The sequence below is a fragment of the Shewanella psychrophila genome, assembly GCF_002005305.1.
Classification (GTDB): domain Bacteria; phylum Pseudomonadota; class Gammaproteobacteria; order Enterobacterales; family Shewanellaceae; genus Shewanella; species Shewanella psychrophila.
The window spans coordinates 5,885,655-5,911,983 of the sequence record NZ_CP014782.1 but is presented as its reverse complement, the minus strand read 5'-3'; the positions used below and the strand labels follow the sequence as shown (position 1 = coordinate 5,911,983).

The window sequence follows — 26,329 nt, the reverse complement described above, 5'->3', positions numbered from 1 at the left end:
CACGTGATCTGTAGGAGATGACCAAATCAAGCAAGTCGAAATAGATTCTTCTATATTTTGGTGAGGTTTTTAATGTGTTGTGCAGGGGGGCTACCAGCATATTTTTTAAATAGAGTAATAAAGGGTGAGCTTTGATTGTAACCCAAGCTTAGAGCTATATTTTTGACGGTGTATCCCTGTCGTAACAGCTCCACCGAACGCAGAAACTTAGCCCTTTGACGCAACTCACTAAAATTCATTCCAAGCTTATTTCTACAATGTCGAGCTAAGGTACGCTCAGTCGTATGTAGTTTTTGAGCCCACTCAGACAAATTCATTTGATTACTTGGTTCATGACCTAATTCTAACAAAATAGGAGTCAGTAATGGGTCATTAGTTTGAGGTAAAAAATTTGGTTGTTGTTTTGATGTACGGATTTGATCTAGTACCACTGTTATTAGCCTATCATCCTGAGTCGTGTTTGCTTGTGTTATATTTCTGCTTCGAAAATCATCGAGAATACTACGGAAAATAGCACTGATTTCAATAAGACATACATGGTCTGGCATAGGTATGATCTCAGGTACGATATTGATTGAACTGTATTGTATCCGTCGCCGCATATAACTTTCATGCCGTGTATTTGCGGGAACCCAAATCCCATATTGAGAAGGAGAGAGGTAGGTATTTTTCTCGGTTTTTATTTCAATTACACCAGTATTAACTATTTGTAATTGTCCCCAAATGTGTTGATGGGGTGGGGTGATTGTATCGGGTAAAAATAATTCGTAGCTAAGAAATACATTAGCAGCTGGTTGTGATAATAGTTTACTGTGACAAATATTAGCCATATACACTGCCTATCATGAAGGGGTTAACATAACGTCGGGTAACTAGTTTAAGCTTGATTGAGGAAGGTAAAAGATTATACTTGGATAAGTAGGTTCAGAGTAAAATTTCTCTAAGATCTGAACCATCTGCAGATCCCAACCTTGGCAGCTCAGTGTGTACTGCACTTTGGTATTCTTGGCCTCACACTTTGGGCAGGCCTGTTTCATCGACGTGTTCTTTGTGCACTGATTACATTTGATGTACTTATCTCAAGAAAGAGTAAGCTTGCCATACATTGGCGTGTAATTTGTTGATGATACAAATACTTAGTTTTGAGTATCATTTATCAATTGCATCCATTCACTGCTTTAACTCTGTCGTTTGATAAGAACTAGCAGTTTGATACTAAAATCATAATAGCTCCATTAAGGCTGATAAAGCTATTGGTATGAGGGAATACTTTGCTGAGGATACAGTCTATACACAACAGTCTATAAACAAGTAGGGGTTATAGAAGCATAAACACCATAGTTAATGGGCCTCTTTTTCTAGGCATTGATGAGGGGCACCAGTCATCACTGTACTTTTAATCCACAAGCAATATACTGACTAAATTGTATTGAGTATCCCTCGGAAGGCTTCAGTGAATGCGGTATTTATTCCTCATCTTTTTAGTTTTGGCTTTCTATTCGACGACTGCTTTTAGTACTACGATTGGTAGTTACTACATACCAAACCTTGTTATAGACCAGCAGCAAGGTCTTTTTATCAAAATGCATAACGAAGTTTTACGACGTCTATCGCTAGATACCAACCTCATCATTCAGCCAACAAAGCGTACCCAGCGTGACTTTAAACAGCATAAACTAGATGCCTATTTTCCAGAGCTCTTAGAAAACCTGCCCAAGTCTGATTTCATTATCTCTGATCCTTTTTATCTTAAAAAAATTGTTCTGTTTACTAAGATCGGCTCAGATATAAAAACAATTAATGACTTAGCGGGTAAGATAGTCGGGGCTGTTGCTGGCTACAGTTACGGTGAGCATATAACCAAGAATCAGAGTATAAATTTAGACTATGCCAAAAATGACGATGTTAATATTGCAAGGTTAATGCGAGGCTATATTGATGCGATTATTGGCGATAACACGTCCACTGTAGCCGCCATAGAAAACAGTAAGCACGCAGAGCTGATACATTATGATCTAGATAAACCAATTAATGTTTTAGCTGTATTTTATGTTTGCCATGACTCCATTTCAGGTAGAACACTTTGCAGTTCAATAAACGATGCACTAGAGCAGATGAAACTTGAGGGCATTATTGCGTTGGATTACGCTTCTGGTAACGCAAAAATAGATTTATAAATGGCTTTGTAACTCGATGCTTATCGCAAGCTTAGGTTTGAGTTGGGGAGCTGATAAACTCGATAGGCGGGGCTTGTGACCCCACATATCAATAGCGAGTTAAGACGGCTATTTATGGTGTTTTACTGTTCGGTAAATGTCGCTTCAATCTGTTGTAATTCTTGCTCTTCTCTAAGCTTAATCTTTTCTTGCACTGTAAGTTTCACTTCATTCTGAAGAGCCGCTTGTCTTTGCTTAAGCTCGTGTTTCTCTGGTTTAGTCAGAAATTTATAGGCTTTCTTATTGGCTAGTGCATAGGCAACGACATCTTCGCCTTTTACCCTGCGCTCATCTACACGTTGTGAAAAACGTTCATTGTCTCGGGCTTTGCGCTCTTCGGCATTTAACTTGCTCATATCTTGTATCCTCATTAGTTAATCACGGTAGGTTTCACTACCCTCAGTCAAACAAATGAGATCTGTTGCACATTCATAAAGCTGATAGGGGGATTTTAGCATAAGATGGGTTTCAATCCCCACCCTATCTAGCTTTAGCCTGTCTTTAGTCGGGTTTGAACACTGTGGAGCTTAGAGCCCTTTATCTTGCCTTTTCATGATATTAATTTATCAATTGCATCCATTTACAGCTCGATAATATAAGTGTGGAAGGATATTTGCCTACCACTTGACTAGACTGCTGTCTATTTTGTGTTGTAAAATCCCGCTGCACACAAAAGAGAGAGCCATATGAAAAAAGTATTATTTGGTATAGTTATACTTGCTGTTACGGGTTGTTCGAGCAATGGTTTAACAGAATTAAAGCAGATGGATCCTAATTTCGACAAAGAGATCGTGATGACAAACGACTCGAAGCAAACTGAAAATGTTAGAGGTATTGTGACTAACTGGATGGTCGATAATGGTTATAAGGTGTCTAAGCACACCGAAAGTCCCGATGCTCAATTAGCTGATAATCAAGTTATGTTTGAGTTCAATGCTAACTGGTGGTGGGACATTGCAACTTATATGCGCTACGTAAATTTAGACGTGACTGATAGTAAAGGAAACAAGGTGGCAGAGCTTGATTTCGATTCAGTTCAGTATGGTGGTATGGATAAGTTTGGCAATGCTGAAGAAAGGCTTAATCTTATTATGGAAGTGTTCTTTCAGAAGATCTCTGTGCAAGATGCTGAGCGTCAATTAGAGCACGGTAAAGATAGAAGTGCTAAGTCTGCATCAACCTGCGCTTACAACTGTTAGTTAGCGGCGATAAACAAGTGGGTCGGAATAAACATGTTCTTGGCCTCACTTTTTTTCTTTGCTTCACTCCACCCAATTGAATTCTTCTTTTAGAGCCTCATAACGGCCATTTTCCCGGAGTATTTTTAATCCCTTGTTAAAGGCATCAATAATTTCCAGAGCCCTTGGCCTTTGCTTGGATACAATCACATGAAGCGGGATTTCTGTAATAACAAATCCAGAGCGTTGAACCTCTTCTGGCGATATCTCGGCCTGCAATAGTGCTTTCATGGCATCATTAGGAGTCGCAGCGACGAAATCAACCCGCTTTTGCAGCAACATCCTGAAGCAGTGGAGCATGCTATTGGGGGTTTCACGGCGAAGTAAGTTTCGATCCATGAGTTCTTTTATTTGCCCAAAATTCCCATATCCGCGCGGGTTACAATAAACCGTTCCCTGTAAATCTTCTTCGTTCGTTAATGTGTTTGATTGTCCCGAACGCGACCAAGCGTAGTTTAATGTCGGAAAGAAGGGATCCGAAAAATAGAAAGACTCTTCGCGTTCTGCGGTCCAGCCATAGGGGAATGTTGCATGATATTGTCCTCGCTGTGCGAGCGTATAGCCTCTTTTCCATGGAAGCCATTCTATTTCTTTAACAACATAACCCGATTTTTCAAAGGCGTTAATTACCAAGGTGGACGCCATGCCACCTTGGGGCAGCTCACGGCCTGTAAAAGGCGGGTAATCGTCACCCGTTGTTAGAGATAGCACGATTGTATTGGCTTTTGCGGGAGCCATAGACACCGAAAGGACGAGCACTATAGAAGGCAAGAAACATCGAATCCAGGCAAGAAAATTGAAAAAATATGAATCAAGCGGCTCAATATGAGTAATTTTTTCAATGCTCATTCCGCTTCCTTTTGGTCTTTATGTTTAAAATGTAATCATTGTAAATATATCAGATTTGCAACAAGTAGGGAGTGAGTAAACTTATTCAACACTTTCTAAAGGGCGACCCACTTTCGCTTTGTGATACATAATATTAACTATGCGTACGCTGAGTTATTGTATTTATGAGAAAAATTAGTTAGGTTGTCGCTCCTTTTAAATGGATTTAGGGAAATTTATGGAGCAGGTTGTAACATCAGGGAATGAGCACCCTATTAACACGGCGGATCTTGTTTATAGTAACGAGAAAACCCTTTTTGGCATTTTGGCGTTTTTATCTGGCCTCTGCTGGATATTGCTGATTGTCGGCACACTTGGTATGGCATTGTTATATGTACTGCTGTTTTTCATCATTTACTTATTCAGCCAATCGGCCTTTATCAGTTATTTAAAAGGCTCCGCGGTTGAAGTCAATACAGAGCAACTTCCGGAGCTTTACACTCAATACTTGGCCTGCTGTGCACGCTTAGATATGCCGAATCCACCTAAGGTGTATTTATTGGCGGCCGATGGGATGCTGAATGCGTTAGCGACACGTTTCTTACGTCGTAATTATATCGTGCTTTTTTCTTCCATTGTCGACGCGTTAGAAACCGATAAAGATGCCCTCAATTTCTATATTGGTCATGAGCTTGGCCATATTCGCCGCAATCATTTGGGTAAAGGGTCTTTATTGATATTTTCCGCTTGGTTACCTTTGATAGGTCCGGCATACGCAAGAGCGTGTGAATACACCTGTGACTTACATGGGGAGCGCTGTTGTAATAAGCCCAGTTCTGCCACCAATGCCGTAGCAGTACTCGCAGCTGGTGTAGAGCAATGGAAGCGGATGAATGTCGCGCAATATATTCATCAAGCCAAGCAAACCAATGGCTTTTGGATGTCGCTGCACGAGCTAAATGCGAGTTATCCTTGGCTGACTAAGCGTATGGCTCGCGTGCATGCACGCTCTACCGGCAGCACTTATCACCCGCCATCACGTCACGCCGTCGCTTATTTATTGAGTATGTGTGTGCCACGTATGGGCAATGGTGCTGGGGGGATAATCGTATTGGCGGCAATCATAGGTATTATGGCTGCTATCGCGATCCCGCAATATAAACAGTACCAAGACAAAGCCAATGCAAGCGTAGAAACCACCCAGGTGAGTCAGCATGAAACTGACAAGATGGAGACCGAGCCACAAGTCACCGACATTACTCTTGCTATTGAAGGTGTCGACATTAATCACAAAGCGATGATGCCTGTGAGTGAGGCTGTCGAAGTCTATTATAAGATCCGCAATGCGTGGCCTGAAGAGCCAGCTGATATCGCATTAGAGCGTGAGTTGCCAACCTACTGGTTATATAACGATGGTATTTTAAGCTTTCTAGGTTCTGAAGCGTTAGGAGATTATCAACAGTATGAGATCTACTTAGTCCCGAGCGTGGATGAAATGGGCAACATCAGCTGGAGATGCACTAGCGAGCATATTCCTGATGACTACTTACCGGAAGATTGCCAAGGCTAAGTTGATTAACGTTTATATCGATACACAAAACGCGAGATTATCTCGCGTTTTTTATGGTCATTCAAAAGCAATAAATCAGGCCACCCATCATAAACCAGGCCACCCATTGTTAATGGTGCTGTTATTCTTGCCCTTCTTCAAAGTAGTAACTTGGACAGGGTTAGACTCTTTTATCCCTAATTACTTCGTAATTTTAGCTTTGAACTTGTTATTCTTTCTAATACTCGCAGGTCTTGATTGCCTGTAAACATGATCCAGTCTTGGTAGTTTTCTAGTGCAACTTGATAATGCCCTTGGTGGTAATTGAGATCTGCTAATAATTGTGTAGTAGCAGCATGAGAAACATCAGTTAGTAGTCGACTTTTGCAAGCTTCATTTAAATAGTAAATGGCCTTTTCCATACGACCTTCTTCAGCGTAGAAGTTGCCTATAAGTTTGTTAACATAAGCCTGCTCAAATGGGGTCGTGGCTTGAATATTTTTAGTTGTTTCTATGGCTTGATTTAGCTTACCTTCCGTATACAATTCAAACCCTTTTTTCACTCCGTTATAGACATTAAGATCAGTGATTTGTTGATGCTTATTTGGTGGTTTTGGACTAAAGGAGTGACTAGGCGATGGTGAAGGATTATAAGCTTCAGCTTTATCTAAAGTAAAGTTCAGCTGTACGGTTTGTCCTTTTTGATAAATAGTCTTTCCATGAACCACCTTAGGGTGATATTTCCATTTCTTTAGGGAGTCAATGGCACTTTGTTCAAAAATGGCATTGGGTTTTGATTTTATAATGCTGATATTTTGTGTGTGTCCTTGCATGTCTATATCAAACGTTAATTGTACTCATCCTTCTATACCTTGCCGTGCAGCTTCACTCGGGTAAGTTGGAGGGTAACGTTTAACTTCGGCATTTTTAACGTCCAGTTCAACATTATTGTTAACTGGCGAATTATCAGTTTTTTCTTCTGTGTAGATTTTGCTTTGACTTGCGCATCCGAAAGTCATTAATATTAAGATTAATGAAATTAATTTTGTTTTTATTTTAAATTTTGTATTCATTATCAATAAACTAAAGAAGGAAATATTAGCCTTCTCTTTCCCTGTTAAATAAGTTGGTTGCGAACAATAGCATAGCCATATGTTGCAGACAAAGGTCGTAGAGTTCGCTTATCTTTATTGTGGTTTTTTCTATATTTTTATAGTTGTAATCGAGTAAAGCTCATTAGAGTAAATCTATCACTTATTTGATGAAGCTAACTTACCTATCAAGGGCATATTTAACACAGAGCTGTTTCTTAAAGTTGGAATTTTCCATAATGCTGTGGAATTGTGACTAATAAATCAGGCTAATAAATCAGGCCACCCATTGTTAATGGTGCTGTTATTCTTCTTACTAAGCTTAATGAAGAGTTTAAGCTGGAGACTACTATGCCCCGTCCTCGAAGTTCGCAAATAAGTCTAGAAGACACACCTTATTATCACTGTTGTAGTCGAGTTGTCCGCCGCGCCCATCTCTGCGGAGACGACAAATATACAGGTAAAAATTATGATCATCGTCGAGCTTGGGTAGAAGTACAGATCCTTAAACTGACTGAGGTATTTGCTATTGATGTGGCTGCGTATGCCGTAATGAGTAATCATCTCCATCTCGTTTTGTATATTGATTTGAACACGACCAATACCTGGTCCGATAGGGAGGTGGTTGAACAATGGCATAAATGTTTTAAAGGTACAGACCTGACACGAAAGTTTACTAAAGGAGAGGTTATTTATGAGTACCAAGTGGCTCAATTAAAGCGTCTTATTGCCACCTATCGTTCACGTCTTAGTGATGTTAGTTGGTTTATGCGTTGTCTCAATGAACCCATAGCCAGGAAAGCAAATTATGAAGATAACTGCACCGGGCATTTCTGGGAGAGGCGGTTCAAAAGCCAAGCTTTACTAGATGAAGCGGCAGTTCTAGCGTGTATGGCGTATGTGGAATTGAACCCTATACGTGCGAAGGTAGCTCAAACACCTGAAAATTCTGACTATACAAGTCTTCAGCTTAGAGTTGAGGCGGCCTTGAAGGGGAAGCAACCGGTAAAACTACTGCCTTTTATTGGCAATGAGCATGCTCATCAAGCTAAAGGTATCAAGTTTAATCTTAAAGACTACTTGGAGTTGGTTGATGAAACGGGTCGTATACTTCGTGATGATAAGCGAGGTTCGATTTCAGCCAATGCTGCAGCAATATTGATTCGGCTAAATATCCCCACTGATAACTGGATAAAGCTCACCTCTGATTTTGGTAAGATTTTTCATGGCCCTGTTGGCACTCTGCAAGAACTTACGAACTATTGTGAACACTTAGAGAAGCGAGGACGGCATTTTTCTCAATGTTGTCAGTACTTACAAGTAAGCTGATAATTTCAATCCCTCTTTGTTCCAGTTAACCAATTAACTTAATGGGTTGGGTAGTCTTGCATTTAATTCACCTCCCGCTGCTTAAAGCGACCAATTCTGTAGGTAATCAGTTCTGAATAGTCTGATGACTGGCTGATTTAACTTTGTCAGCTTAGCTAAGTATAGAAATTAGGAAGTTGGTTGGTATCTCATTGATTAATCATGGGTGGCCTCATTTATTTCATTGCCTCATTTATTTCATTGCCTCATTTATTGGAAAGCTAGTGAGGGGAAGTTACTCATTATGGAGGGCATTGTTAGTGGTTGCTCACATCCATGTGAGCAGGGGGATCGTGTGAAGGTTAATTATTATCGTATTTGGCTTCTCTTAACTTTGCCTCTTCATCCCATTGAGGGATGACCTTTTCAATAAATTGCGCTTTCTCTGTGTTAAGTTTATCCATATCTAAGCCGATAGCGGCTTGTGCTTTTGCCTTGGTTGAAATCTCTGGAATAGCGACAGGTTGCTTGACTCCTTTACTGCTCAGTAGTCTAGCCAACTTAATGCGGGCATTGGCGGCTCTGTCGATAGCCGTGCCTAATACTCTGAGTGCTTCATCAGGATTATGCATGGCTATGCCATGTGAAGCGGTAGCATGATCCCAGCGCCATTGTGCATGACGAATATCTTGCTGAATGTCATGAACTTCTGCATCTGTTGCACCTGCTGCTAGCACAGCTGCTGTTTCATAGTGAGCATGTACTAACTGGGTCTCAGCATTTACTTTAAGCTCATTAATCTTAGCTGTTCGCTGGGCAACAATATCTTGTAATTGCTCTTTAGTCTGCTCGTGACAACTTGCACAAGTTTGCTCGAAACGATCGAAAGGGTTACCCACCCGATGATCGGTATACTTGCGACCTTGCTCGTTGACTATTTTTGGCATATGGCAATCGATACAGGTGACATTGTTTTGGCCATGTATTCCCTGACTCCATGTCTCATAGTCTGGATGTTGTGCTTTAAGCATCGGCGTCTTCGATAGCTGATGTGTCCAGTCGGTAAAGTTAATAGAGTCGAAGTAAGCTTCAGCCTGATCAGCTTTTACTCCATTATCCCATGGGAATTTAGCTTTTTTATTTTTACCCTCGAAGTAATACTCGACATGACACTGTCCACAGACCATGGCTTGTTTATCTTTTCGACTTGCATCATCCCACTTTAAACCTATGCTCTCCATGGCACGCTCGGCAAAGGGGCGCGCCATTCGCAACTTTGAAGAGCCTGGTTCGTGGCAATCTTGGCAACCGATAGTGTTGACTATCTCTGAGCCACCTTTACTCCACTTACCTGAGAAAAATCCATCCTCGCCCTGCTCGGCGATCATTCTTGGTACATCGGGTCCCTTACAACTCCAACAAGCCATAGGCATCATGTCGGGCTGCTTTTCATCGGGAGAGCCGGTTCTAAGGGTCTCTCTTAGATCAGTAACAGCATATTGATGCCCTCTGGCACGGGTGTAATCTCTTGAGAAGGCATAGCCAGCCCATAAAATAACTAGGTTTGGATTTTCAGCTACCTCATCAACTTTGTCACTGTAATCAGTGGTTTTTTTCCAGCTTTTATACTGCTTAGGAAACTTCTTAGTGTACTGTTCACTGCGTGGGTCAAGCCCCTGACCTTCATCTTGCGCATAGGCAAAAGATGAAGGTACAAGGGCTAATGATATGAGGAAACTAACTGGCGTGAGCCTTAAAGTCATTGGTTTCATTTACGTTCCTTTCTATTGATTAACTTGAAAACTCGATTTGGAGGTGATGTGATCAAGTAACCCAGAAGATTCGATAGGAAGATGTTAGAACCAATGGAGTGCTAAAAATAGTTTACTTTCTTTAATGGTGCGGTAAGGATTTTTTAATTGAGGGGGCACTTAATTAAAACAGGGGGATGGATAAGGTAAGCAAGGAGGTTAAAGGACTGGAAAAACGTTGATTTGGCTTTGAAATGAGGTCTATAAGTATTGATTTTATCTGTTTTGGGGCAGATAAAGCCCCAAGAACAGTTCACTTAATATCGATTGATATAACTCAGGGTTAATGAGTCAAAATTAGCTTATTTCTGTAGCTGTGCTTTTGCGGCTTCAACTTTCGAGAAATCCAGACCTAGCTCAACAACCGCTTCTTTTATCAGGGCAGGGTTTTGCATGACAAGCCCCATTAGCTGTTGTAGTTTCTCTGGGGGGATGCCTAACTGGCCGATTGTGGCCATCGCTGCCATAGGGTTTTCAGTCAGCGTCTGGAACAGATCTTTGATCTGTGTATCACTGACATTGTGTTCTTTTAAGATCGCAAGAATGGGGTTCATTGCACTACCTTGTATGGTTTGTAAATTAAACAGGCATCGATTCTATCACTCATCAAAGCGCATTTCGGGGCTTTAAAAAAATAAATGTACCCGCTTAGCTTTCTGTAAGCATGTTAGTCGAGGGCGCTCTTTCGGTATTGGCTAGGTGTTTGCTTGAATAACTTCTTAAACGCATGGATAAAGGCTGAATCTGATTTATACCCCAGCTCAAGGGCTATGCTGTTAATGGGCAGTTTGCTTTCTAAATACTGCAGTGCCAGCACTAATCGGACATTTTGTCTCCAGAGTGAAAAGGATTGATTAAATTCCTTGTTACACAGTCTCGATAGTGTCCTTTGTGATGCGCCAACCCTTTTCGCCCAATCAGATAACGTGAGCTGTAAATCTGGCTGTTGCTTTAGCTGAGAAAATATCATTTTTAGTCTGCGATCACCGGGGATTAATAGTGGGATCTGATAACTGTTTGCTAGCTCGAGTTGATCGTTGAGGACTAAAAGCAGATGTGTTGTCATCTCTTCTGTTTGTGTGGCCTGTTCGCCTCGTATCAAGTGCAGGAGTAGCTCTTTTAGAAATGGGGTCACTAGGCAAGATTTTGGCTTATCCAAAAATTTAATGCCCTGCTTTGTGGTCAACTGCTTTGTGTTTAACGGTTTTGAATTTAAGTGTGGGTTTAAGTAGAGGGATAAGAACCGGGTTTGAGTGACGGCTACTGACTTATGTGGTGTATTTGCCGGAACAAAGAGCATACCATTGTGAGGAACGATAAAGCTCATCTTACCAATATCAGATTGCAGTAGCCCTGAGACTGGAAAAATGATCTGATGCCAGGGGTGTGAATGCCAGTCATCAACAAAACTGCTTGGCATATCAATCGTCTTAGCGATGACTTGGCTAGTGTCAGCATGGCTTATTTGTTCATTGGCTAATTTTTCTCGCACTTTATTCATTGTGGCGACTTATCGATGTTTAATGGCTTATAGCATAGATTAAGACGTAGTTTTTTTCGATAGCATGACGCTTCATTCAGCAAATTGATGAGGTATCGCTATGCATGTTCATTTTATTATCCATGAATCTTATGAAGGTCCCGGGGCGTTTACTCAGTGGATAACCGACCGAGGTTTTAAACAAACCAGTTCCCGGTTATATCTGGGGGATGCATTACCAAGTCAGCTTGATTTCGATTTGCTAATTATCCTTGGCGGGCCTCAATCTCCGTTAACCAGAGTACAAGAGTGCGCCCATTTCAGTGCGCAAAACGAAATCAATCTAATCAGCCAGTGTATTGAGGCGGGTAAAGCAATTCTTGGGGTATGTCTGGGGGCACAATTGATTGGTGAAGCACTGGGCGCCAAGTTTGAGTCTAGCCCAAATACTGAAATTGGTTACTTCCCAATTACTCTGACAGACGTAGGGCAGAGTCATTCCATGCTTAGTCATTTTAAGCATCAAGAGGTTGTGGGTCATTGGCACAATGATATGCCGGGAGTCTTGCCATCGACGAAAATTCTGGCAAGCAGTGCGGCTTGCCCACGTCAAATTGTCGAGTACTCTGAGCTGATTTATGGCTTCCAATGTCACCTGGAGTTCACCAAGGAAAGCATGCGAGAGCTAGTGAACGCTGGTTTGGATGCGAGTTTGGTGACGAATGAGCCTTGGGTTCAGAGTAGGGAAGTTCTGCTTGCAACTGATACTATAAATATGAACACATTATTGTTTTCTTTCCTTGATGATCTAGTCGATAACTATAGGCTTACATTGTAAGACTCTGGCATGAGGGGCCTATTTAAAGCCCCAGTTTAGGATTAAGGCTTAGAAGATGAATTGAATCGGGAGGATATCTGCAGCACCGATACGCAGCAGCATTAGCTCTTTTTCTAACTTATTTTCTTCTCGTTTCAGGCTCTTTTTGTCTTCTTTGTTATTAGCGACCTCTTGGCCTGCATTAATTTTTTTATTGAGGCTGGTTATTTCATGATTGATATCTTCCAGTCTCGATTCAATACTTGAGATCCGCTGTTTTATCTCGTATTTACGATGACCTTCATTATATCTTTTTAGGAATTCGTTATTGGAGCAAACACCATTGTAGTAAGCCCCTTGTAATCCCAGCTTGTAACCATTTTCTGTCTGGCAGTAGTTCTTAAGTCCGGCTTGATAGCCTGCAGTCCACTTTTCGCTATTCACGGCTAAACCGAACTCATTACAGTCTTTGATATAGTCATTGACGGTGTAAGACACTGCGCCGTTATTGCCGTCACTCATACCTATAGAATACCAATCTGCAAGTTGGCATTGCTCCATATTCATACTTGAGCATTGAGTCAGGCTTAGGGCTGTTAATACTGCAAGAATTTTAAATTTCATGATATCTCCCATCGAATATAGGGCGGTAATTTAACAGAGATACACGCACGAAACCTTTCTCTTTGATTTTTATTTACATCTGCATCAGATTGACCCTAATTTGATGTGGGTATGTTTGGTTTTTGTGTGTTGATGTGGTTTCTTAGTTTGGTTTGTGATCGTGATTGGTAGCGTTGTTGTTTCTCTTTGGTTTTGCTTTGAGCGGAGATTAACTAGCCGTTATACCGATTGGTATTATTGAGCGATCTGATATTTTTCTAATAGTGTCTGACAGACATAGGGCTGAATCATTCCATGCTTAGTCATTTTAAGCATCAAGAGGTTGTGGGCCATTGGCACAATGATATGCCGGGAGTCTTGCCATCGACTAAAATTCTGGCAAGCAGTGCAGCTTGCCCACGTCAAATTTTCGAGTACTCTGAGTTGATGCCTGAACTCTTGTTTAGTTTCCTAGATTGCCTGGTTGAGAAGATATAAAACGACAGAATTATATCAATCGGTATAAGGCCCTCTTAAGGGAGCTCCTTAGCAGGAGCCATAATGATATCCATGGGTATTGGATTAGTGTTTAGTTAACTTGAGCTCCAGGATTAGTTGCTTAAGTTTCTGGGTTAGCTTGTTGATCTCTGATTTTAATGTGTTGGTACGACCGCCCCTTTGTTCACTCTGCCTGACCAGCAAGTATACCGTTTTGGTCGATACACCAAATTCTTTGGCTACATCCGACAGCAGACTGTCGCTGGTCTTTACTCGATTGACGATACGCTGTGCCAGTTTTGGCGTCATGCTCTTTATACTCATCTCTACTCCTGAATGACGGCTAATACCTATCAGTGTCATTACCTTGTCATGATTAATAAGGATTAAATCATTATTTGCTGCGGTATGGGTTATTCGACATCCCATTGACTGACGCCAAGGTGGAAGAAAAACTGCCATTGCAGATTGAGACATGAACCTAGCTTTACTAATTTACTCATGAGGACTCCTTATTCGACTTAAATGCTAAAACATAAATCACATACTCACTTATAGGTATGTAAGTTTCATGCCAATTCAGACGTTTCTACCTTAAGCTTTGATAACTTTGATGTTTATTTTTTTACTGATTATTTCAGAGCTGAAACTCGGAGATGATGTTCACCAAAGTGGAGCAAAATTGCTTTTGATTAGTGCAAAAAATAATGGTGGTCAAATTTAGTGTCTGACTTGAGCCTGCTTCAGCGTAATATGAGGCATAAATCAGTATTAAGGAGTTATGATGACGCTCGATAATTTGGACACCCCCGCCTTATTGGTGGATCTGGATGCTATGGACGCGAATTTGGTCGCCATGCAGCAGAGGGTCTCAGCTAAAGGTGTGAAATTAAGGCCACATACTAAGGCCCATAAAATTCCAGCTTTGGCGATGAAGCAATTAAGTTTAGGCGCCGAGGGGATCTGTACTGCTAAGTTAGGGGAAGCCGAAGTGATGGCTGAAGCGGGCATTGAAGACATTCTTATCACAACGCCCATTGCCAATCCTATCAAGTATCAACGTCTGGTCGCTCTGCATCTGGCCTATCCCGAAGGGAAATTTTGTCAGGTGGTGGATCACGCCGACCATATTTTGGGAATAGGCAAATATGCCATGGATGCAGGTATCACAGTCGAGCTATTGATCGAGGTAGAAAGTGGTCAGCAGCGCTGTGGCGTTGCAGTGGGTGAGCCTCTAGTGACACTCATTGAGCTGATTCAAGCAACAGATGGCGTAAGTTACCGTGGAATTCAGGCATACAGTGGTCACCTGCAACATGTGAAGGGGTTTAATGAGCGGCAGGCACAGGCTCGAACGGCTGTGGTGGGGATATTTGAATTTATCGATAGTCATCTCAGGCCGATGAACTTGGCTCCTGACGTGATCAGTGGCGGCGGGACTGGCACCTATGAAGCTTATGACGGTCTGGGGTTTACCGAAATCCAGGCTGGATCTTACATCTTTATGGATGCGGCGTACCGAGGCATTGGCAACCGCGAAGGACGAGCCATCAACGATGAGTTTAGCAATGCCTTGAAGGTGTGGACCACAGTTATTAGTCATCCTACCAAGGAGCGTGCCGTGGTAGATGCCGGTATGAAATGTCTATCAATCGATATGGGAATGCCACTGGTAGAAGATCGTGAGGATATCCGCTATCAGACAGGTGGTGATGAACATGGCATCTTACATCTGGCTGACAATCATGCAGGTTTGGCAATAGGTCAGCGCTTGATGATGCTTCCTAGTCACTGTGATACGACCTTGAATAGCTATTCAACTTTATACGGTATTCGCGGTGATAGAGTGATAAATAGCTGGGATATCGCCGGACGAGGAAGAAGCGACTGAGTCGTTAGCCGGCTTAAGTTCTCTTTTTAAACGATAGATTCTGCAGTGCAGAATCTATCGTTTTTTATCTGTGCTATTGATTAAAAAGCTCCAGCTGCACCGGGGAAGACTACCGGACTGGTATTGCCGTTTGCGCTTACGCTGGCGACGCCATATAGATAGTTGTCGATAATTATATTAGTTAATTTGAATGAATTCACCTTGCCCGTATAGTTTCAAAATGCTCCAGCTGCACCGGGGAAGACTACCGGACTGGTATTGCCGTTTGCGCTTACGCTGGCGACGCCATATAGATAGTTGTCGATAATTATATTAGTTAATTTGAATGAATTCACCTTGCCCGTATAGTTTCAAAATGCTCCAGCTACACCGGGGAAGACTACCGGACTGGTATTGCCGTTTGCGCTTACGCTGGCGACGCCATATAGATAGTTGTCGATAACCATATTATCTAATTTGAATGAATTCACCTTGCCCACATAGCGGCTGTGACTCCACTCTGATTGGGTGGTTAAGCGCCAGTAGATGCGGTAACCAACAATATCTTGTTGCTTACTTGGCTGCCAATTGAGTGTGGTACTGGCTGAGACCTTGCCTTCTATGGTGACGGTTTCAGGCGGCGCTGGCGCCCAGGCCATGGAAGCAAGACTGATGGCGTTGAGTGCGGTGAGCTTAGCATTAAAGTCAAAATCCACGCCTTCAATCACATCGCCGTAGGCTATGCCGTTTTCGACACGGATATCCTGATGCTGACGGTTGTAGTTTTCGTTGGTTTCCATGATACGTACAGCGGGAAAACCAGCCTTATTAAAGGGCAAGTGATGGCCGCCGCGGCCGAAGCGATCTAAACGATAAACCATCATAACATCCAGATTTGTCATGTATTGATCGGCTAAGGTCTTAATCTTGCGTGCCAGATTACGCGATGCCGAGTCATTCTCGCCGCCGCTGAAATAACGTTCCTTGGCTTCATCGGCTGTTTCTGCGATGCGAACCCCTTCAGAAAATACTCGTACCGTGTGATTGTCGATGACGCCATTGATGCCTTCGATGTTGCCTATCATGTCGTTGTTGAGTACCGCTTGTACTTGCCAGTCATTATCCTTGGCATATTGAGCCAGTGTTGCGCCGCCATAGAGGCCCTGCTCTTCACCGGATAGTGCGGCGTAGACGATAGTGCCGGAAAACTGATATTTAGATAGCACGCGAGCCGCTTCAAGAGCACCTGCAACACCGGATGCATTATCGTTAGCGCCGGGTGAAATTGAGGTCGAGTCCATCACATCGGTGACGCGAGAATCGATATCGCCGCTCATCATGACTACACGTTTAGGCGCGAGCGTACCGCGCTGGATGGCGATGACATTAACCACTTCCGTTGGCTTAGGTATGCGCTTGCCTGTGGCTGTGTCGGACAGAGTTATGACCTCCAAGCAGCCACCGCAGTCAGCGGATATACGTTCAAACTCGGCTTTAATCCAGCGCCTCGCTGCGCCTATACCTTGGGTATCAGATTTTGTCTCTGACAAGGTATGGCGTGTGCCAAAGCTTACTAGTTTCTCAACATCACTGCGCAGCCTGTCGGCGCTTGGTGCCGTAGCAATATCATAGAGGCGCATATCTTCCTGAGAAGGGGCGGTAGTTGGAGCCGTACCTTGGGCCTTACTGCTGGTGGCGAATAATACACAGCTGAGCGAACCAGTCACCAGCAGCACGGAAACGAAGCGTTTAGCAGTGAATGAGTGGCGATTCATAAAGGGAGTCTGGCTGGGCATGGATATCTCGATTTATTATTATTTTGATGCCTACTCTATCAAAAAATAACCAAACAAGGGGAGAGAGAAACTGGAGAATTGTTAGCCGATATGTCTTGCTGGGTATCCTGACTGCTCCAGCCCATTATGTCGGTAATAGGAGCAACTTTAGGTCAATCTGTGTTGAGTTCCGTTTCCCGCGAGGATGATAAGCGAGCGCTTGTTAGAGTGCTTGGCGATAATTACTATCTAGCTACGGAGTCATATAATGGATAAGCAAACTCAATTTAGCGCACAGCTTGAAGCCTTTCATCAGTTGCACATGGGGACTTCACCTCTGGTGTTGGTGAATGTTTGGGATGCCGCCAGCGCGGCGGTGGTACAAGCGTCAGGATCCAAAGCATTGGCGACCAGTAGTGCATCACTAGCTTGGTCATTAGGTTATGCCGATGGCGGTGAGCTTCCGGTCGATGCATTGCTGTTTGCTGTTGCGAATATCATGCGAGTGAGCAAGTTGCCTGTGACTGTAGATATAGAGGATGGCTATAGCGATAAACCTGCAGATGTGGTGTCTTTAGTGGCTGAGCTGGTTCGCTTAGGCGTGGTTGGTATCAACATAGAGGATGGCGATCAATCACCTGAGTTGCTGGTGGCAAAAATAGTAGCGATACGGGCATCTTCATCTTGCGGGCAGGTATTTATCAATGCCAGAACCGATGTGTACCTTCGAGAGCTTGCAGAGCATGGTGAAGCACTTGATATGACTAAGTCTCGTTTAACTCGTTATCAAGCCGCTGGCGCTGATTGTGGCTTTATTCCCGGAATAGATTCTGAGCATATCGCATCGAGATTGCGTGTTGAACTCACTATGCCACTGAGTTTTATGTTAGCTGGCGATCACTTAGCTGTTTCAAAGCGAGCCGGTACTCTGCTTAAATTTGGGGTTACCAGATTCAGTGTAGGGCCTGGGAGTTTCCTCGGTGCATACTCGACTTTAAAACGCACATCGAAACCATCTAAGGTCTCTTGTAAAGACACTGAGCAGTGTGAATGTCTCAATTATAATGAAATGAATACCTTGCTCATGTGCTCGAGGTAAATTAATGATTAAGGAATCAAGGCGTAAATCATGGAAGATAAAGCTGCTGATTTAAGCCCTTGCTGTGGTTTCAGGGTATACTTTGCCTTTATCATTTTTACTATCAAAGCGACTTATCATGATTATTTTTACCACCAATTTTGGCGATATTGAGATTGAACTCGATATGGAAACCGCGCCAGTGAGCTCGAAAAACTTCTTGAAATATTGTGAGGATGGTTTCTATGAAGGGACTATTTTTCATAGAGTGATCAAGGGGTTTATGATTCAAGGTGGTGGTTTTACTGCTGATATGGATGAAAAGCCCACTCGTGCGGCAATAGTCAACGAAGCCAATCGAGGCTTAAAAAATGTTAAAGGCACCTTGGCCATGGCACGTACCGATGCGCCTCACTCTGCAACGGGTCAGTTTTTTATCAATCTTGGTAATAATGATTTTCTCGATCACACTGGTACCACTAATTCTGGCTGGGGTTATGCAGTATTTGGCGCAGTCACTGCTGGCATGGATGTGGTGAGAAAGATTGAAAAGGCCAGAACCACGTCGAAGATGGGGCACGATGATGTACCGCGGGAGCCTATTATCGTCGAGAAGGTTACGATTAATGATTAATCATTAGGGTAAGCGCTAGGGGGTTATCTTGCTGCAATGGCAAGTAGCGCTGCTTTTATTCGTTATCAATCCATTAGGTGACATATCATTCTGGTTTTTACCGTTTAATGTGATGTAAATGTTGTTGAATTGTTTGTTTTCACTCGCTAATATTCGCGCCATCTCTCATATGCTCGGACGATATATGAATTCATTATCGACGATTTATGAGGGAATACATTTCATAACAAGGAAACCCAATGAAATACTTGAAGTTAATAACGCTAATCGCGATCATGAGTTTAAGCGGTTGTGCAGGCAAACCATTCATCACACCTTCTACTCAGCAAGTTATTGAACTCCCACAAGCCGACAAGGCGCAGATTATATTCTTAAACCCCGCTAATAGCATAAGCGGTGCTTTTTTGGTTGGCCTATATGATGTGAAAGGCGAGGATAAGACCTTTTATGGCATGTTAGGCTCTAAAACTATGATGGTGCAAAACGTTGAGCCTGGCCATCATCTGTTTATGTCTCATACTACACTGCCATCGGTTGCAACTTTCTTAAATGCAGATGTCGAAGCTGGTAAGCGATATTATGTTCTGCTGCGTTATATTTATGGCAATGGTTTCCAGCTTCGCCCTATCAAGACCGAGCTCGAAGGGAAATTTAATCCTGAGTTTAGTCCACAAAACCCTGAATTCGATTCATGGTTAGAGAAGCTGAAACTCGTAGACCAAACTGAGCAGGTCTCTGTCTGGTACAAGGACTATAAATCGAATGTTGATGAGGCTCAGGCTGAAGCCTGGACTCAGTGGCAGAACAAAGATGCTAGTCAAAAGAGTCAGCTGACCTTAGGTAAAGATGACTTTTTAACGCCCAAAACCACACGTTTATAATACTTTAAAACCCCAAACACATAGAATTTGGGGTTTTCTTCTGAAAATCTGTATTTTTTATGAGCTCATTATTGGCCGGCAATGCTGTTGTTAAGCGCGGCGACTTGCTTTAGTTTAAGGTGCTAACCTTTTAAAGCACTGGAACTAAAAATGGAATTAAGCTGTCATTGCGGCAATGTGAAAATCACAGTTGCTCACTCCCCTGAAGCACTCACTTCCTGCAACTGCTCTACCTGTAATCGTTATGGTTCACTATGGGGTTACTATACGCCGAACCAAGTTCAGCTGTCGTTTATCACGGATATTGCGGGAACCAGTGTGCCGGCGACAAAAGCTTATCGATGGGGAGAGGAGTATATCGAATTTCATCACTGCCAGAGCTGTGGTTGCCTGACCCACTATGTAACGACGGATAAAGTCCCTGATGCTAAATATGGCATTAATTTTCGCATGGCCCCTATCACTAAGATGAAAGATATCAAGGTCAGACATTTCGATGGCGCAGATAGCTGGAAGTATTTAGATTAATATCGTCATAAAGAACTAGATGTCGCTGGCTGGTCTCTCTTATGGCCATCCTCTTATTTCTAAAGGTAATATTTCGAATTCGTGCCGTTGCATCAGACAAGGTAAAGCCCTCGGTGATGAAGCATGTTCATCACGGTTCATTCGAGCATGTTAAGGGGACTAGTCTGCTCAGGAGAACTTATGCTTTCTCAATTGCCTGTTTTACCCTTTGGGGGGATGTGGTTTGGTATAAGCTCCCGACTGCGATAAACCCAAATACACAGGTAGCAAGGTTAATGCTAACTATTTGCTCCAGAATGTACTGGCTTGCGGGTCATGCTTGGGCTGACTAAACTTTATTGAAAGCCAATTTTGGTGATCTTTCCTCAGTAATGGTGGGCAGTGTGATGATTAAGAAAGGGGAAATATTTTCTCGTTTTATCGGATTACTATGCATCAGTCTTATGTCTGTTATTTTCTTCGTTCAAACGGCTTTTTCTGCCGATGAGATTCAATTTCCTTTGCGTGACAAATATCGTGACATTCCCACCATATCTCATCAAGACTTGTATCGGCAGTTAGACTCTACTGTGTTGGTGGATGTTAGATCAAAATATGAATTCGATACCTTACATATTAAGAATGCGGTGAATATCTCAATATCCAACGCAGGCTTTATTACCCGCTTGATGAAGATTAGAGAAAGGGATCTAAGGCCCATAGTGTTTTATTGTAATGGCATCACCTGCGCAAAATCCTATAAGGCCTGTGATAAGGCTGTTAAGTTCGGCATCAAAGGTGTTTCGACGTTTGACTTAGGGATCTTTGGTTGGACTAAGGCACACCCGGATGCGGCAGTCTTATTAGGTGAGAGCCCGGTGCCTCTGGATAAGTTAATCGATGATGATTTGCGTCAGGCTCATTTACTTACCCCCGCTGATTTTGTTGCAGCAATAGGCAAAAAGGCCATGGTGATAGATATCAGGGAACACTTTCAACGGGATGTGATCATATTGACCAAAGTCACCCGCGTCGCTTCATCTGACAAAATTCTAGGCTTAATTAAGAAAGCGAAAAAGGATGGGTTAGCCTTACTCATCTATGATGCGGTGGGTAAGCAAACCCGCTGGTTACAGTATTTACTTGAGAAGGAGGGGGTGAAGAATTACTTTTTTATGGCTGGAGGTTTGAAGGGCTACTTAGAGGCTAACTTAGGCCCTTCAGAATATGACTAAATCTAGCCCCGAGCTGAAATTCAAAGTGAGCTTAATCAAACAGTTTATCGAGTCGATAGTATTGCAGCTTAGGCTCGTCATTATTATCGACACTCACAACTTGTTGAAGTGCAATTTGGCACATCTTAACGGCGACCTGTTTACCTGTTATTGGACGGTACTTACTCAATACCGGAAGTCGGCATATTAAGGGAAGCAAGCTTGCGCCTAGTTTCTCTCCCAATCTAAAATCTTGACGATTGCCCAACAGCAGGGAAGGTTGAATAATGCTGATCCGCTTAAAGCCTAGTTCAGCCACCTTAGCTTCTAATTCGCCTTTCATTCTTAGGTAGGCACTTGAACTGTTAGGGTTAGCACCACTGGAAGAGACCAAAAGGTAGTGGTTAATCCCATTGGACTGAGCCAGTTTAGCGGCTCGATATTGATAGTCGACATCTACCTGTCTTTGTCGTTCGATTGAGCCTGCCTGTTTTAATGTGGTGCCTAAACAGGAGAAGATAATATCGGCTTTGAAGACAGATGAATATTGCTCTAGTCGGTCGAATTCCACCACATAATTAATGATTTTATCCGAACGGTATTCTATGGGGCGGCGCGTTACCGTAGTGACCTTTTTTATATCGGCTGAGAGGCTTAGTATCTCGACAAGCTCACGACCTACTACTCCGGTTGCGCCTATTACTAGTGCGGTATGTCCCATGATTATTTCAGCTTGTTATCTTTAACTTTATCTATCATACGCTAACTCTCAAGATCTGCGAATAGAGAGAGGAGTGGTCTAAGCTTCTGTTTCTGAATGATAGTGGTGGCTAATTTTCTGCAGCGTTCCTGAAGAAATCGAGGGGAAATCCCGACGTTGATAATATCTTAGATAAGTGTCGGTAAATATTTTGCTACGACTTACCTTGTCCAGTTGCGTGAAGAGCTGCCAGCCAGAGCTATTTTGACGTAAACAGTACTGGCTATATTGCCCTATGACATAAGTCAGATCTGTGCCTTGAGCGATTAAGGCCCTGTCAACTTCGGTAAAATAGGCGGCGCCAGACCAGTACACTCGGGTAAAGGCACCTCTGTTCCACATATCATCGGCCACATCACTGAGCCTTCCTGGGTGTGAGCGGGTTCTGGCCTGGCCGCGGTTGAAGCCGTCTTGCATACGAGCCTCATATTGGCTTTGATCTATGACCTTTGCGCCGAACATGGTTAGGTATATGCAAAGCCTTCGTTTAACCAAAATGAGGGGGTATCCAGATAAGGCAGGTAAAGGTGAGACAGCTCATGATACAGGGTCCAGTCGTTGACAAAGTCCTCAAGGGAGGCGTTAGCGTTAACTTGAAGTTTTACTTTAGTCGGAGAGCCTCGATCCACTTGTGCATAAGGTACAGGTTCTTTGGCGTACCTTTTTCTTACGACCTCTATGGTCAATGAATCCATGGGAATAGGTGAGAGTGTTTGTTCAACTGCATCGATACCATGGGTTATCCATAGGTTTACCGTTTGGGCTTGCTGCTCCGATAGCCCTCTCTGCTTGATATCGAGCTGAGCTGCAAAAGCACAACCTGTAAAGAAGGTGCTAGTACCGAGGATGAATAAGTATAACCTTAGGTAGAGATTGTTGATGGTCGGATTCATATCCCTGTGTGCCTTGAAAATTGAATCAATATCAACTTAAGGTATATCTGAATCATTAGCTGTTATTTGAGTGTTACAAAGGATGAACTTTCAGCCTAATCTCGCATTCCTAACTCTGCGTTTGATTGGCTCTACCTAGATCAAGTGGTCGATTAACTTAAGTGGCACCTAGGCTGATGACGATCGCCTCACTGGGTCTTTGGAGTAAATAGTCTGTAACAATTGGCCAGCGTCTGTCACTCGCGATTAACATGGCGTTACTGTAAAAGTAGACCTCAATAATGAAGGTTAAACCTAACAGCTATAATCACTGAACAAGGAATGACGATGAAACTATCAATAGCAGCTCCACTGGCTACAGGCCTTCTTATGGCTTGCAGCAGTGCTTCTGCGACTCCTTTATCTGTTATCGAGTTGAACCTATTACTGTCAAATAGCGAGAGGCCGATCAAAGACAGTGAACGCGATGAGGCGCGCAAACCGGCAGAAGTGATGCACTTTGCCGGAGTAGAGCCAGGAGATAAGGTTCTGGATCTGTTTGTCGGTGGTGGCTGGTACTCAGAGTTATTTTCCATGGCGGTAGGCAGTGAAGGTAAGGTGTATGCACAAAACGATAGCGTGATCTGGCGTTTTGCCGAGAAGGGGATAACCGAGCGCACCAAGGGGAATCGCTTAGCCAATGTCATTCGCCTGGATAAGATAGATATAGTCGATATGGATATTCCAGAAAAAAGCCTAGATATCGCTTTTACTGCATTGAATTATCATGACCTTTTCTTTACCTATAATGTAGATGAAAAAACTGGCGAGATAACTGAATTTCGTGAGCAGGCGGTCGATCATAACGCGGCACTTGCCAAGATAAAGGCATCGATGAAAGATGATGGTGTATTTATTATTATCGATCATGAAGCCATCAGAGGCTCAGGCTATGATGCACCAAACTCTGTGCATCGAATTGACTCGAATATCGTTAAATACCAGATGGCTGAGGCTGGGTTTAAATTGGTAGAGGTAGCCTTTTATTTAAGAAATCCTAACGACAATAAGTCGATGAATGTATTCGAAAAGGAAACTCGCGGTAAGACTGATAGATTTATCTATAAGTTTGTGAAGGCTTAGATGATGTTTGATGATTCAATGGATTTAACTTAGCTTCATTATTGAAATGATAACTGTGGCGAGGATTATTTTAGATTTTTAATAAAATACACCTATGACTTGCTTCTGTGTGCTAGAAATAGGTCATTCAGTTATTCAAAAGGCAATGCGATGCTAGCAGTGAATGAGTATTTCGACGGAAGGGTTAAATCTATTGGTTTTCAGGGAGAAGATAAGTCTGCATCTGTAGGTGTGATGGAGCCTGGCGATTATGAGTTTGGTACAGCAGAACCTGAAGTCATGATAGTGGTTTCTGGTGCTTTAACTGTGCTATTACCTGGCAGTGATGGTTGGCAAATCTTCAAAACAGGTAGTCAGTTTGATGTGGCCGGTGATGCTAAGTTTCAAGTGAAAGTTGACACTCAAACAGCTTATCTTTGTTTGTATGGCTAATGTCTCGAGGCTTAGGGCTAGTGTTTCTAGCTACTGCTTACAAAGAGTCATCTTAGTTGTATATACAGGCTAGCCGATACCAGCTAGCCTGTTTTTATCGCTTATCACGCTTGCTTCGCTTTATTTAGAGCCGATCTATTTCGTATCAGGCCAATTATCTGTGGCATAAGAGAGCATAGGAGCATACTGGCCATTAAGGCATATTGGTGAGGAGTAAACATCTCTCCCAAGAGCAACATCCCTGTGATGATCCCGGCAACTGGATTGGCAATACCACCGAAGGTAAAGTCCACCACTGTCATTCTCTGCAGTAACCAGACATACATGATGTAACCCAGAGCCGTGTTAAGCAATACTATCCAGAGGAGCCCTAAGCCATGGGTGAGGTTAAAATTGTGTATTGCTCCAACATACACTTGGGGTGAAATAAAAGCATGGATCCCAGCAGCGATAGCTAATATGACTCCACCTAAAATTAATTGCCAGGTGAGTATCAGCCACCAATGAAGATGACTGCCCAGGGCTTTAGTTATGCTACTTCCTATTACTATACAGATAATGGCGGCGAGCATGGCAAGCATGCCGATAGGGTTTAGGCTTATTGAACTCGGATCGAATAAGAACCAGGCTAATACTATTAACAAGAAACCGAAAAAAGCCTGTATCCCCTTAGGTCGACGCTTGCTTACAATCCAGTGATAGAGCATGGCAAACACAGGTACAGATATCATGCCTACGCCTGAAATTGCCGAGGGTAGGGTGAGAGCCATCACGAAGATTAGGCTGAAGAAAGCGGCGATATTAATGCTTCCGAGTTTGAGCAGTATCCCCCAATCACTTCGCTTAGGAAAAGTGGGCTTCACGGCTAGCAGGATCAGTCCTGCAGGCAAGGCTCTTAGAGCCCCTAGTAGAAGTGGTGGCCAATCTGGCAGGCTATATTGGGTCACTGCATAGGTTGTCCCCCAGAAAAATGCTGGGATCATTGCGAGTAATATATTCATAAAACAGTCTCAAAATCATCTTTAGGCTTAGATTTAAGCTCATTCAAAAGGAAAGTATCTTCATGTGAAGATAGTTAGTAGTCTGCGCCTGATTTTTCAATTTGTAAAGTACCTTAATGTAAAGTATCTTTATATTAAGGTACTTGATTCTTAGTCGTGTAAACTAATACTTAGTTCAATAAGCTGGGAAAAGCTGTAAAAACAATAACAATAATAGGATAAGGCAAATGGATGGATTAGATCGTGTAGTGGCTCAATGGAAGCAAGAAAAACCTCATTTAGATAGCATGCCTATGTCGTTAATCGGTAGGCTGATGCGACTGAGTAAGTATTTGGAAGCGCAAATAGCTGAATGTCATAAGGCATATGATCTTAAGCCCGGTGAATTTGATGTGATCGCGACCCTGAGGCGTTCGGGAGGAGATTACTGTTTAACGCCCTCAGAACTCATCGATTCTATGATGCTTACTTCAGGTGCCATGACTAATCGTTTAAGCAGGCTGGAGTCCAAGGGCTTGATTGAGCGTGTGAACAGTAAGGAAGACAGGCGCAGTGTATCAGTGGCATTAACTGAGCAAGGCCTGAGCCTGATCGATAGGGCTATCGAAGATCATAGCGAGCTTCAGCAAGAGTTAGTCGCTTCTTTATCTGAATCTGAAAAACCTGCACTCAATGGGTTATTGAAAACCTGGCTTGCCCAGTACGAGTCTTAAGCCCTAAAAA

At 42.9% G+C, this 26,329-nt stretch carries 30 protein-coding genes and 2 pseudogenes; 16 read left to right on the top strand and 16 right to left on the bottom strand.

Annotated features, from left to right (window positions below; all coding sequences use genetic code 11):
* Positions 1–50 precede the first annotated feature (50 nt).
* Both sps_RS25915 and sps_RS29290 read right to left on the bottom strand, forming a co-directional pair.
* Entirely contained in the window at positions 51–830 is a 780-nt protein-coding gene (locus tag sps_RS25915) for an AraC family transcriptional regulator (RefSeq protein ID WP_077755135.1), read from the bottom strand.
* A 141-nt stretch (positions 831–971) separates the two neighbouring features.
* Positions 972–1,124, bottom strand: a pseudogene (locus sps_RS29290) (nuclease); the annotation flags it as partial.
* Between the two features lie 333 nt (positions 1,125–1,457).
* On the opposite strand from sps_RS29290, the gene sps_RS25905 reads away from it, so the two are divergent.
* Positions 1,458–2,177, top strand: a complete 720-nt coding sequence (locus sps_RS25905; RefSeq protein ID WP_077755134.1) for a substrate-binding periplasmic protein — start codon at positions 1,458–1,460, stop codon at positions 2,175–2,177.
* Between the two features lie 122 nt (positions 2,178–2,299).
* Here sps_RS25905 and sps_RS25900 read toward each other — a convergent pair whose 3' ends face one another.
* Positions 2,300–2,572 (bottom strand): DNA polymerase III subunit epsilon, encoded by a 273-nt coding sequence (locus tag sps_RS25900; RefSeq protein WP_077755133.1) that lies wholly within the window; start codon positions 2,570–2,572, stop codon positions 2,300–2,302.
* Between the two features lie 330 nt (positions 2,573–2,902).
* Here sps_RS25900 and sps_RS25895 point away from each other — a divergent pair, with 330 nt between their 5' ends.
* Positions 2,903–3,415, top strand: a complete 513-nt coding sequence (locus sps_RS25895; RefSeq protein WP_077755132.1) for an Sbal_3080 family lipoprotein — start codon at positions 2,903–2,905, stop codon at positions 3,413–3,415.
* 63 nt (positions 3,416–3,478) lie between these two features.
* Here sps_RS25895 and sps_RS25890 read toward each other — a convergent pair whose 3' ends face one another.
* On the bottom strand, positions 3,479–4,303 hold the full coding sequence (locus sps_RS25890) for a substrate-binding periplasmic protein (RefSeq protein ID WP_077755131.1): 825 nt from the start codon (positions 4,301–4,303) through the stop codon (positions 3,479–3,481).
* 217 nt (positions 4,304–4,520) lie between these two features.
* On the opposite strand from sps_RS25890, the gene sps_RS25885 reads away from it, so the two are divergent.
* Positions 4,521–5,852 (top strand): M48 family metallopeptidase, encoded by a 1,332-nt coding sequence (locus tag sps_RS25885; protein ID WP_077755130.1) that lies wholly within the window; start codon positions 4,521–4,523, stop codon positions 5,850–5,852.
* Positions 5,853–6,028: 176 nt separating this feature from the next.
* On the opposite strand, the pseudogene sps_RS25880 reads toward sps_RS25885, so the two are convergent.
* Together sps_RS25880 and sps_RS25875 are read right to left on the bottom strand one after the other, a co-directional pair.
* Positions 6,029–6,676: pseudogene (locus sps_RS25880) on the bottom strand (TonB family protein); the annotation flags it as partial.
* Positions 6,677–6,688: 12 nt separating this feature from the next.
* Positions 6,689–6,904, bottom strand: coding sequence for a hypothetical protein (locus tag sps_RS25875; RefSeq protein WP_077755128.1), 216 nt, complete (start codon positions 6,902–6,904; stop codon positions 6,689–6,691).
* A gap of 369 nt (positions 6,905–7,273) precedes the next feature.
* Between sps_RS25875 and sps_RS25870 the strand changes: the two genes are divergently transcribed.
* Positions 7,274–8,251, top strand: coding sequence for a transposase (locus sps_RS25870; RefSeq protein WP_077755127.1), 978 nt, complete (start codon positions 7,274–7,276; stop codon positions 8,249–8,251).
* A 341-nt stretch (positions 8,252–8,592) separates the two neighbouring features.
* Here sps_RS25870 and nrfA read toward each other — a convergent pair whose 3' ends face one another.
* From nrfA to sps_RS25855, 3 genes are all read right to left on the bottom strand, one after another.
* Positions 8,593–9,993 carry an ammonia-forming cytochrome c nitrite reductase gene (gene nrfA / locus sps_RS25865; RefSeq protein ID WP_077755872.1) on the bottom strand — a complete coding sequence of 467 codons (1,401 nt, stop codon included), beginning with the start codon at positions 9,991–9,993 and terminating at the stop codon, positions 8,593–8,595.
* A gap of 350 nt (positions 9,994–10,343) precedes the next feature.
* Complete coding sequence (locus sps_RS25860) at positions 10,344–10,595, bottom strand: DUF2999 family protein (RefSeq protein ID WP_077755126.1); 252 nt, start codon at positions 10,593–10,595, stop codon at positions 10,344–10,346.
* Positions 10,596–10,708: 113 nt separating this feature from the next.
* Positions 10,709–11,542, bottom strand: coding sequence for an AraC family transcriptional regulator (locus sps_RS25855; RefSeq protein WP_077755125.1), 834 nt, complete (start codon positions 11,540–11,542; stop codon positions 10,709–10,711).
* A 100-nt stretch (positions 11,543–11,642) separates the two neighbouring features.
* Between sps_RS25855 and sps_RS25850 the strand changes: the two genes are divergently transcribed.
* Entirely contained in the window at positions 11,643–12,359 is a 717-nt protein-coding gene (locus tag sps_RS25850; RefSeq protein WP_077755124.1) for a glutamine amidotransferase-related protein, read from the top strand.
* Between the two features lie 48 nt (positions 12,360–12,407).
* On the opposite strand, the gene sps_RS25845 is transcribed toward sps_RS25850, so the two are convergent.
* On the bottom strand, positions 12,408–12,962 hold the full coding sequence (locus sps_RS25845) for a DUF2799 domain-containing protein (RefSeq protein WP_077755123.1): 555 nt from the start codon (positions 12,960–12,962) through the stop codon (positions 12,408–12,410).
* Between the two features lie 294 nt (positions 12,963–13,256).
* Between sps_RS25845 and sps_RS28730 the strand changes: the two genes are divergently transcribed.
* Positions 13,257–13,439 carry a hypothetical protein gene (locus sps_RS28730; RefSeq protein ID WP_218919621.1) on the top strand — a complete coding sequence of 61 codons (183 nt, stop codon included), beginning with the start codon at positions 13,257–13,259 and terminating at the stop codon, positions 13,437–13,439.
* 84 nt (positions 13,440–13,523) lie between these two features.
* Here sps_RS28730 and sps_RS28380 read toward each other — a convergent pair whose 3' ends face one another.
* On the bottom strand, positions 13,524–13,763 hold the full coding sequence (locus sps_RS28380; RefSeq protein WP_149027364.1) for a transposase: 240 nt from the start codon (positions 13,761–13,763) through the stop codon (positions 13,524–13,526).
* A 457-nt stretch (positions 13,764–14,220) separates the two neighbouring features.
* Here sps_RS28380 and sps_RS25835 point away from each other — a divergent pair, with 457 nt between their 5' ends.
* Positions 14,221–15,330 carry a DSD1 family PLP-dependent enzyme gene (locus sps_RS25835; RefSeq protein WP_237157954.1) on the top strand — a complete coding sequence of 370 codons (1,110 nt, stop codon included), beginning with the start codon at positions 14,221–14,223 and terminating at the stop codon, positions 15,328–15,330.
* 350 nt (positions 15,331–15,680) lie between these two features.
* Here the strand turns inward: sps_RS25835 and sps_RS25830 are convergent, their stop codons facing one another.
* Entirely contained in the window at positions 15,681–17,084 is a 1,404-nt protein-coding gene (locus tag sps_RS25830) for a M28 family peptidase (protein ID WP_077755871.1), read from the bottom strand.
* 268 nt (positions 17,085–17,352) lie between these two features.
* Here sps_RS25830 and sps_RS25825 point away from each other — a divergent pair, with 268 nt between their 5' ends.
* The 6 genes from sps_RS25825 (at position 17,353) to sps_RS25800 (ending at position 21,419) form a co-directional block, all read left to right on the top strand.
* Positions 17,353–18,183, top strand: a complete 831-nt coding sequence (locus sps_RS25825; protein WP_077755120.1) for an isocitrate lyase/PEP mutase family protein — start codon at positions 17,353–17,355, stop codon at positions 18,181–18,183.
* Positions 18,184–18,301: 118 nt separating this feature from the next.
* Complete coding sequence (locus tag sps_RS25820; protein ID WP_077755119.1) at positions 18,302–18,796, top strand: peptidylprolyl isomerase; 495 nt, start codon at positions 18,302–18,304, stop codon at positions 18,794–18,796.
* A 239-nt stretch (positions 18,797–19,035) separates the two neighbouring features.
* Positions 19,036–19,677, top strand: coding sequence for a SadB/YajI family lipoprotein (locus sps_RS25815; protein ID WP_077755118.1), 642 nt, complete (start codon positions 19,036–19,038; stop codon positions 19,675–19,677).
* A gap of 150 nt (positions 19,678–19,827) precedes the next feature.
* Positions 19,828–20,205 (top strand): GFA family protein, encoded by a 378-nt coding sequence (locus sps_RS25810; RefSeq protein WP_077755117.1) that lies wholly within the window; start codon positions 19,828–19,830, stop codon positions 20,203–20,205.
* A 41-nt stretch (positions 20,206–20,246) separates the two neighbouring features.
* Positions 20,247–20,537 carry a hypothetical protein gene (locus sps_RS25805; RefSeq protein WP_077755116.1) on the top strand — a complete coding sequence of 97 codons (291 nt, stop codon included), beginning with the start codon at positions 20,247–20,249 and terminating at the stop codon, positions 20,535–20,537.
* Positions 20,538–20,591: 54 nt separating this feature from the next.
* A complete protein-coding gene (locus tag sps_RS25800; protein WP_237158154.1) occupies positions 20,592–21,419 on the top strand; it encodes a rhodanese-like domain-containing protein in 828 nt (275 codons plus the stop codon).
* A gap of 31 nt (positions 21,420–21,450) precedes the next feature.
* On the opposite strand, the gene sps_RS25795 is transcribed toward sps_RS25800, so the two are convergent.
* The 3 genes from sps_RS25795 to sps_RS25785 all read right to left on the bottom strand — a co-directional run bounded on the left by sps_RS25795 (position 21,451) and on the right by sps_RS25785 (position 23,051).
* Positions 21,451–22,119, bottom strand: a complete 669-nt coding sequence (locus sps_RS25795) for an NAD(P)H-binding protein (protein WP_077755115.1) — start codon at positions 22,117–22,119, stop codon at positions 21,451–21,453.
* A gap of 78 nt (positions 22,120–22,197) precedes the next feature.
* The gene (locus tag sps_RS25790) at positions 22,198–22,620 is read right to left on the bottom strand and encodes a hypothetical protein (protein WP_077755114.1); all 423 of its coding nucleotides are present in this window, start codon (positions 22,618–22,620) and stop codon (positions 22,198–22,200) included.
* Between the two features lie 2 nt (positions 22,621–22,622).
* Complete coding sequence (locus tag sps_RS25785; RefSeq protein WP_077755113.1) at positions 22,623–23,051, bottom strand: hypothetical protein; 429 nt, start codon at positions 23,049–23,051, stop codon at positions 22,623–22,625.
* Between the two features lie 327 nt (positions 23,052–23,378).
* On the opposite strand from sps_RS25785, the gene sps_RS25780 reads away from it, so the two are divergent.
* Together sps_RS25780 and ppnP are read left to right on the top strand one after the other, a co-directional pair.
* On the top strand, positions 23,379–24,173 hold the full coding sequence (locus sps_RS25780; RefSeq protein WP_237157951.1) for a class I SAM-dependent methyltransferase: 795 nt from the start codon (positions 23,379–23,381) through the stop codon (positions 24,171–24,173).
* A 150-nt stretch (positions 24,174–24,323) separates the two neighbouring features.
* Entirely contained in the window at positions 24,324–24,605 is a 282-nt protein-coding gene (ppnP, locus tag sps_RS25775; RefSeq protein WP_077755111.1) for a pyrimidine/purine nucleoside phosphorylase, read from the top strand.
* 104 nt (positions 24,606–24,709) lie between these two features.
* On the opposite strand, the gene sps_RS25770 is transcribed toward ppnP, so the two are convergent.
* Positions 24,710–25,606: a DMT family transporter gene (locus sps_RS25770; RefSeq protein ID WP_077755110.1), complete on the bottom strand. Its 897-nt coding sequence runs from the start codon at positions 25,604–25,606 to the stop codon at positions 24,710–24,712.
* Between the two features lie 227 nt (positions 25,607–25,833).
* Between sps_RS25770 and sps_RS25765 the strand changes: the two genes are divergently transcribed.
* Complete coding sequence (locus sps_RS25765; protein ID WP_077755109.1) at positions 25,834–26,319, top strand: MarR family winged helix-turn-helix transcriptional regulator; 486 nt, start codon at positions 25,834–25,836, stop codon at positions 26,317–26,319.
* Positions 26,320–26,329 lie beyond the last annotated feature (10 nt).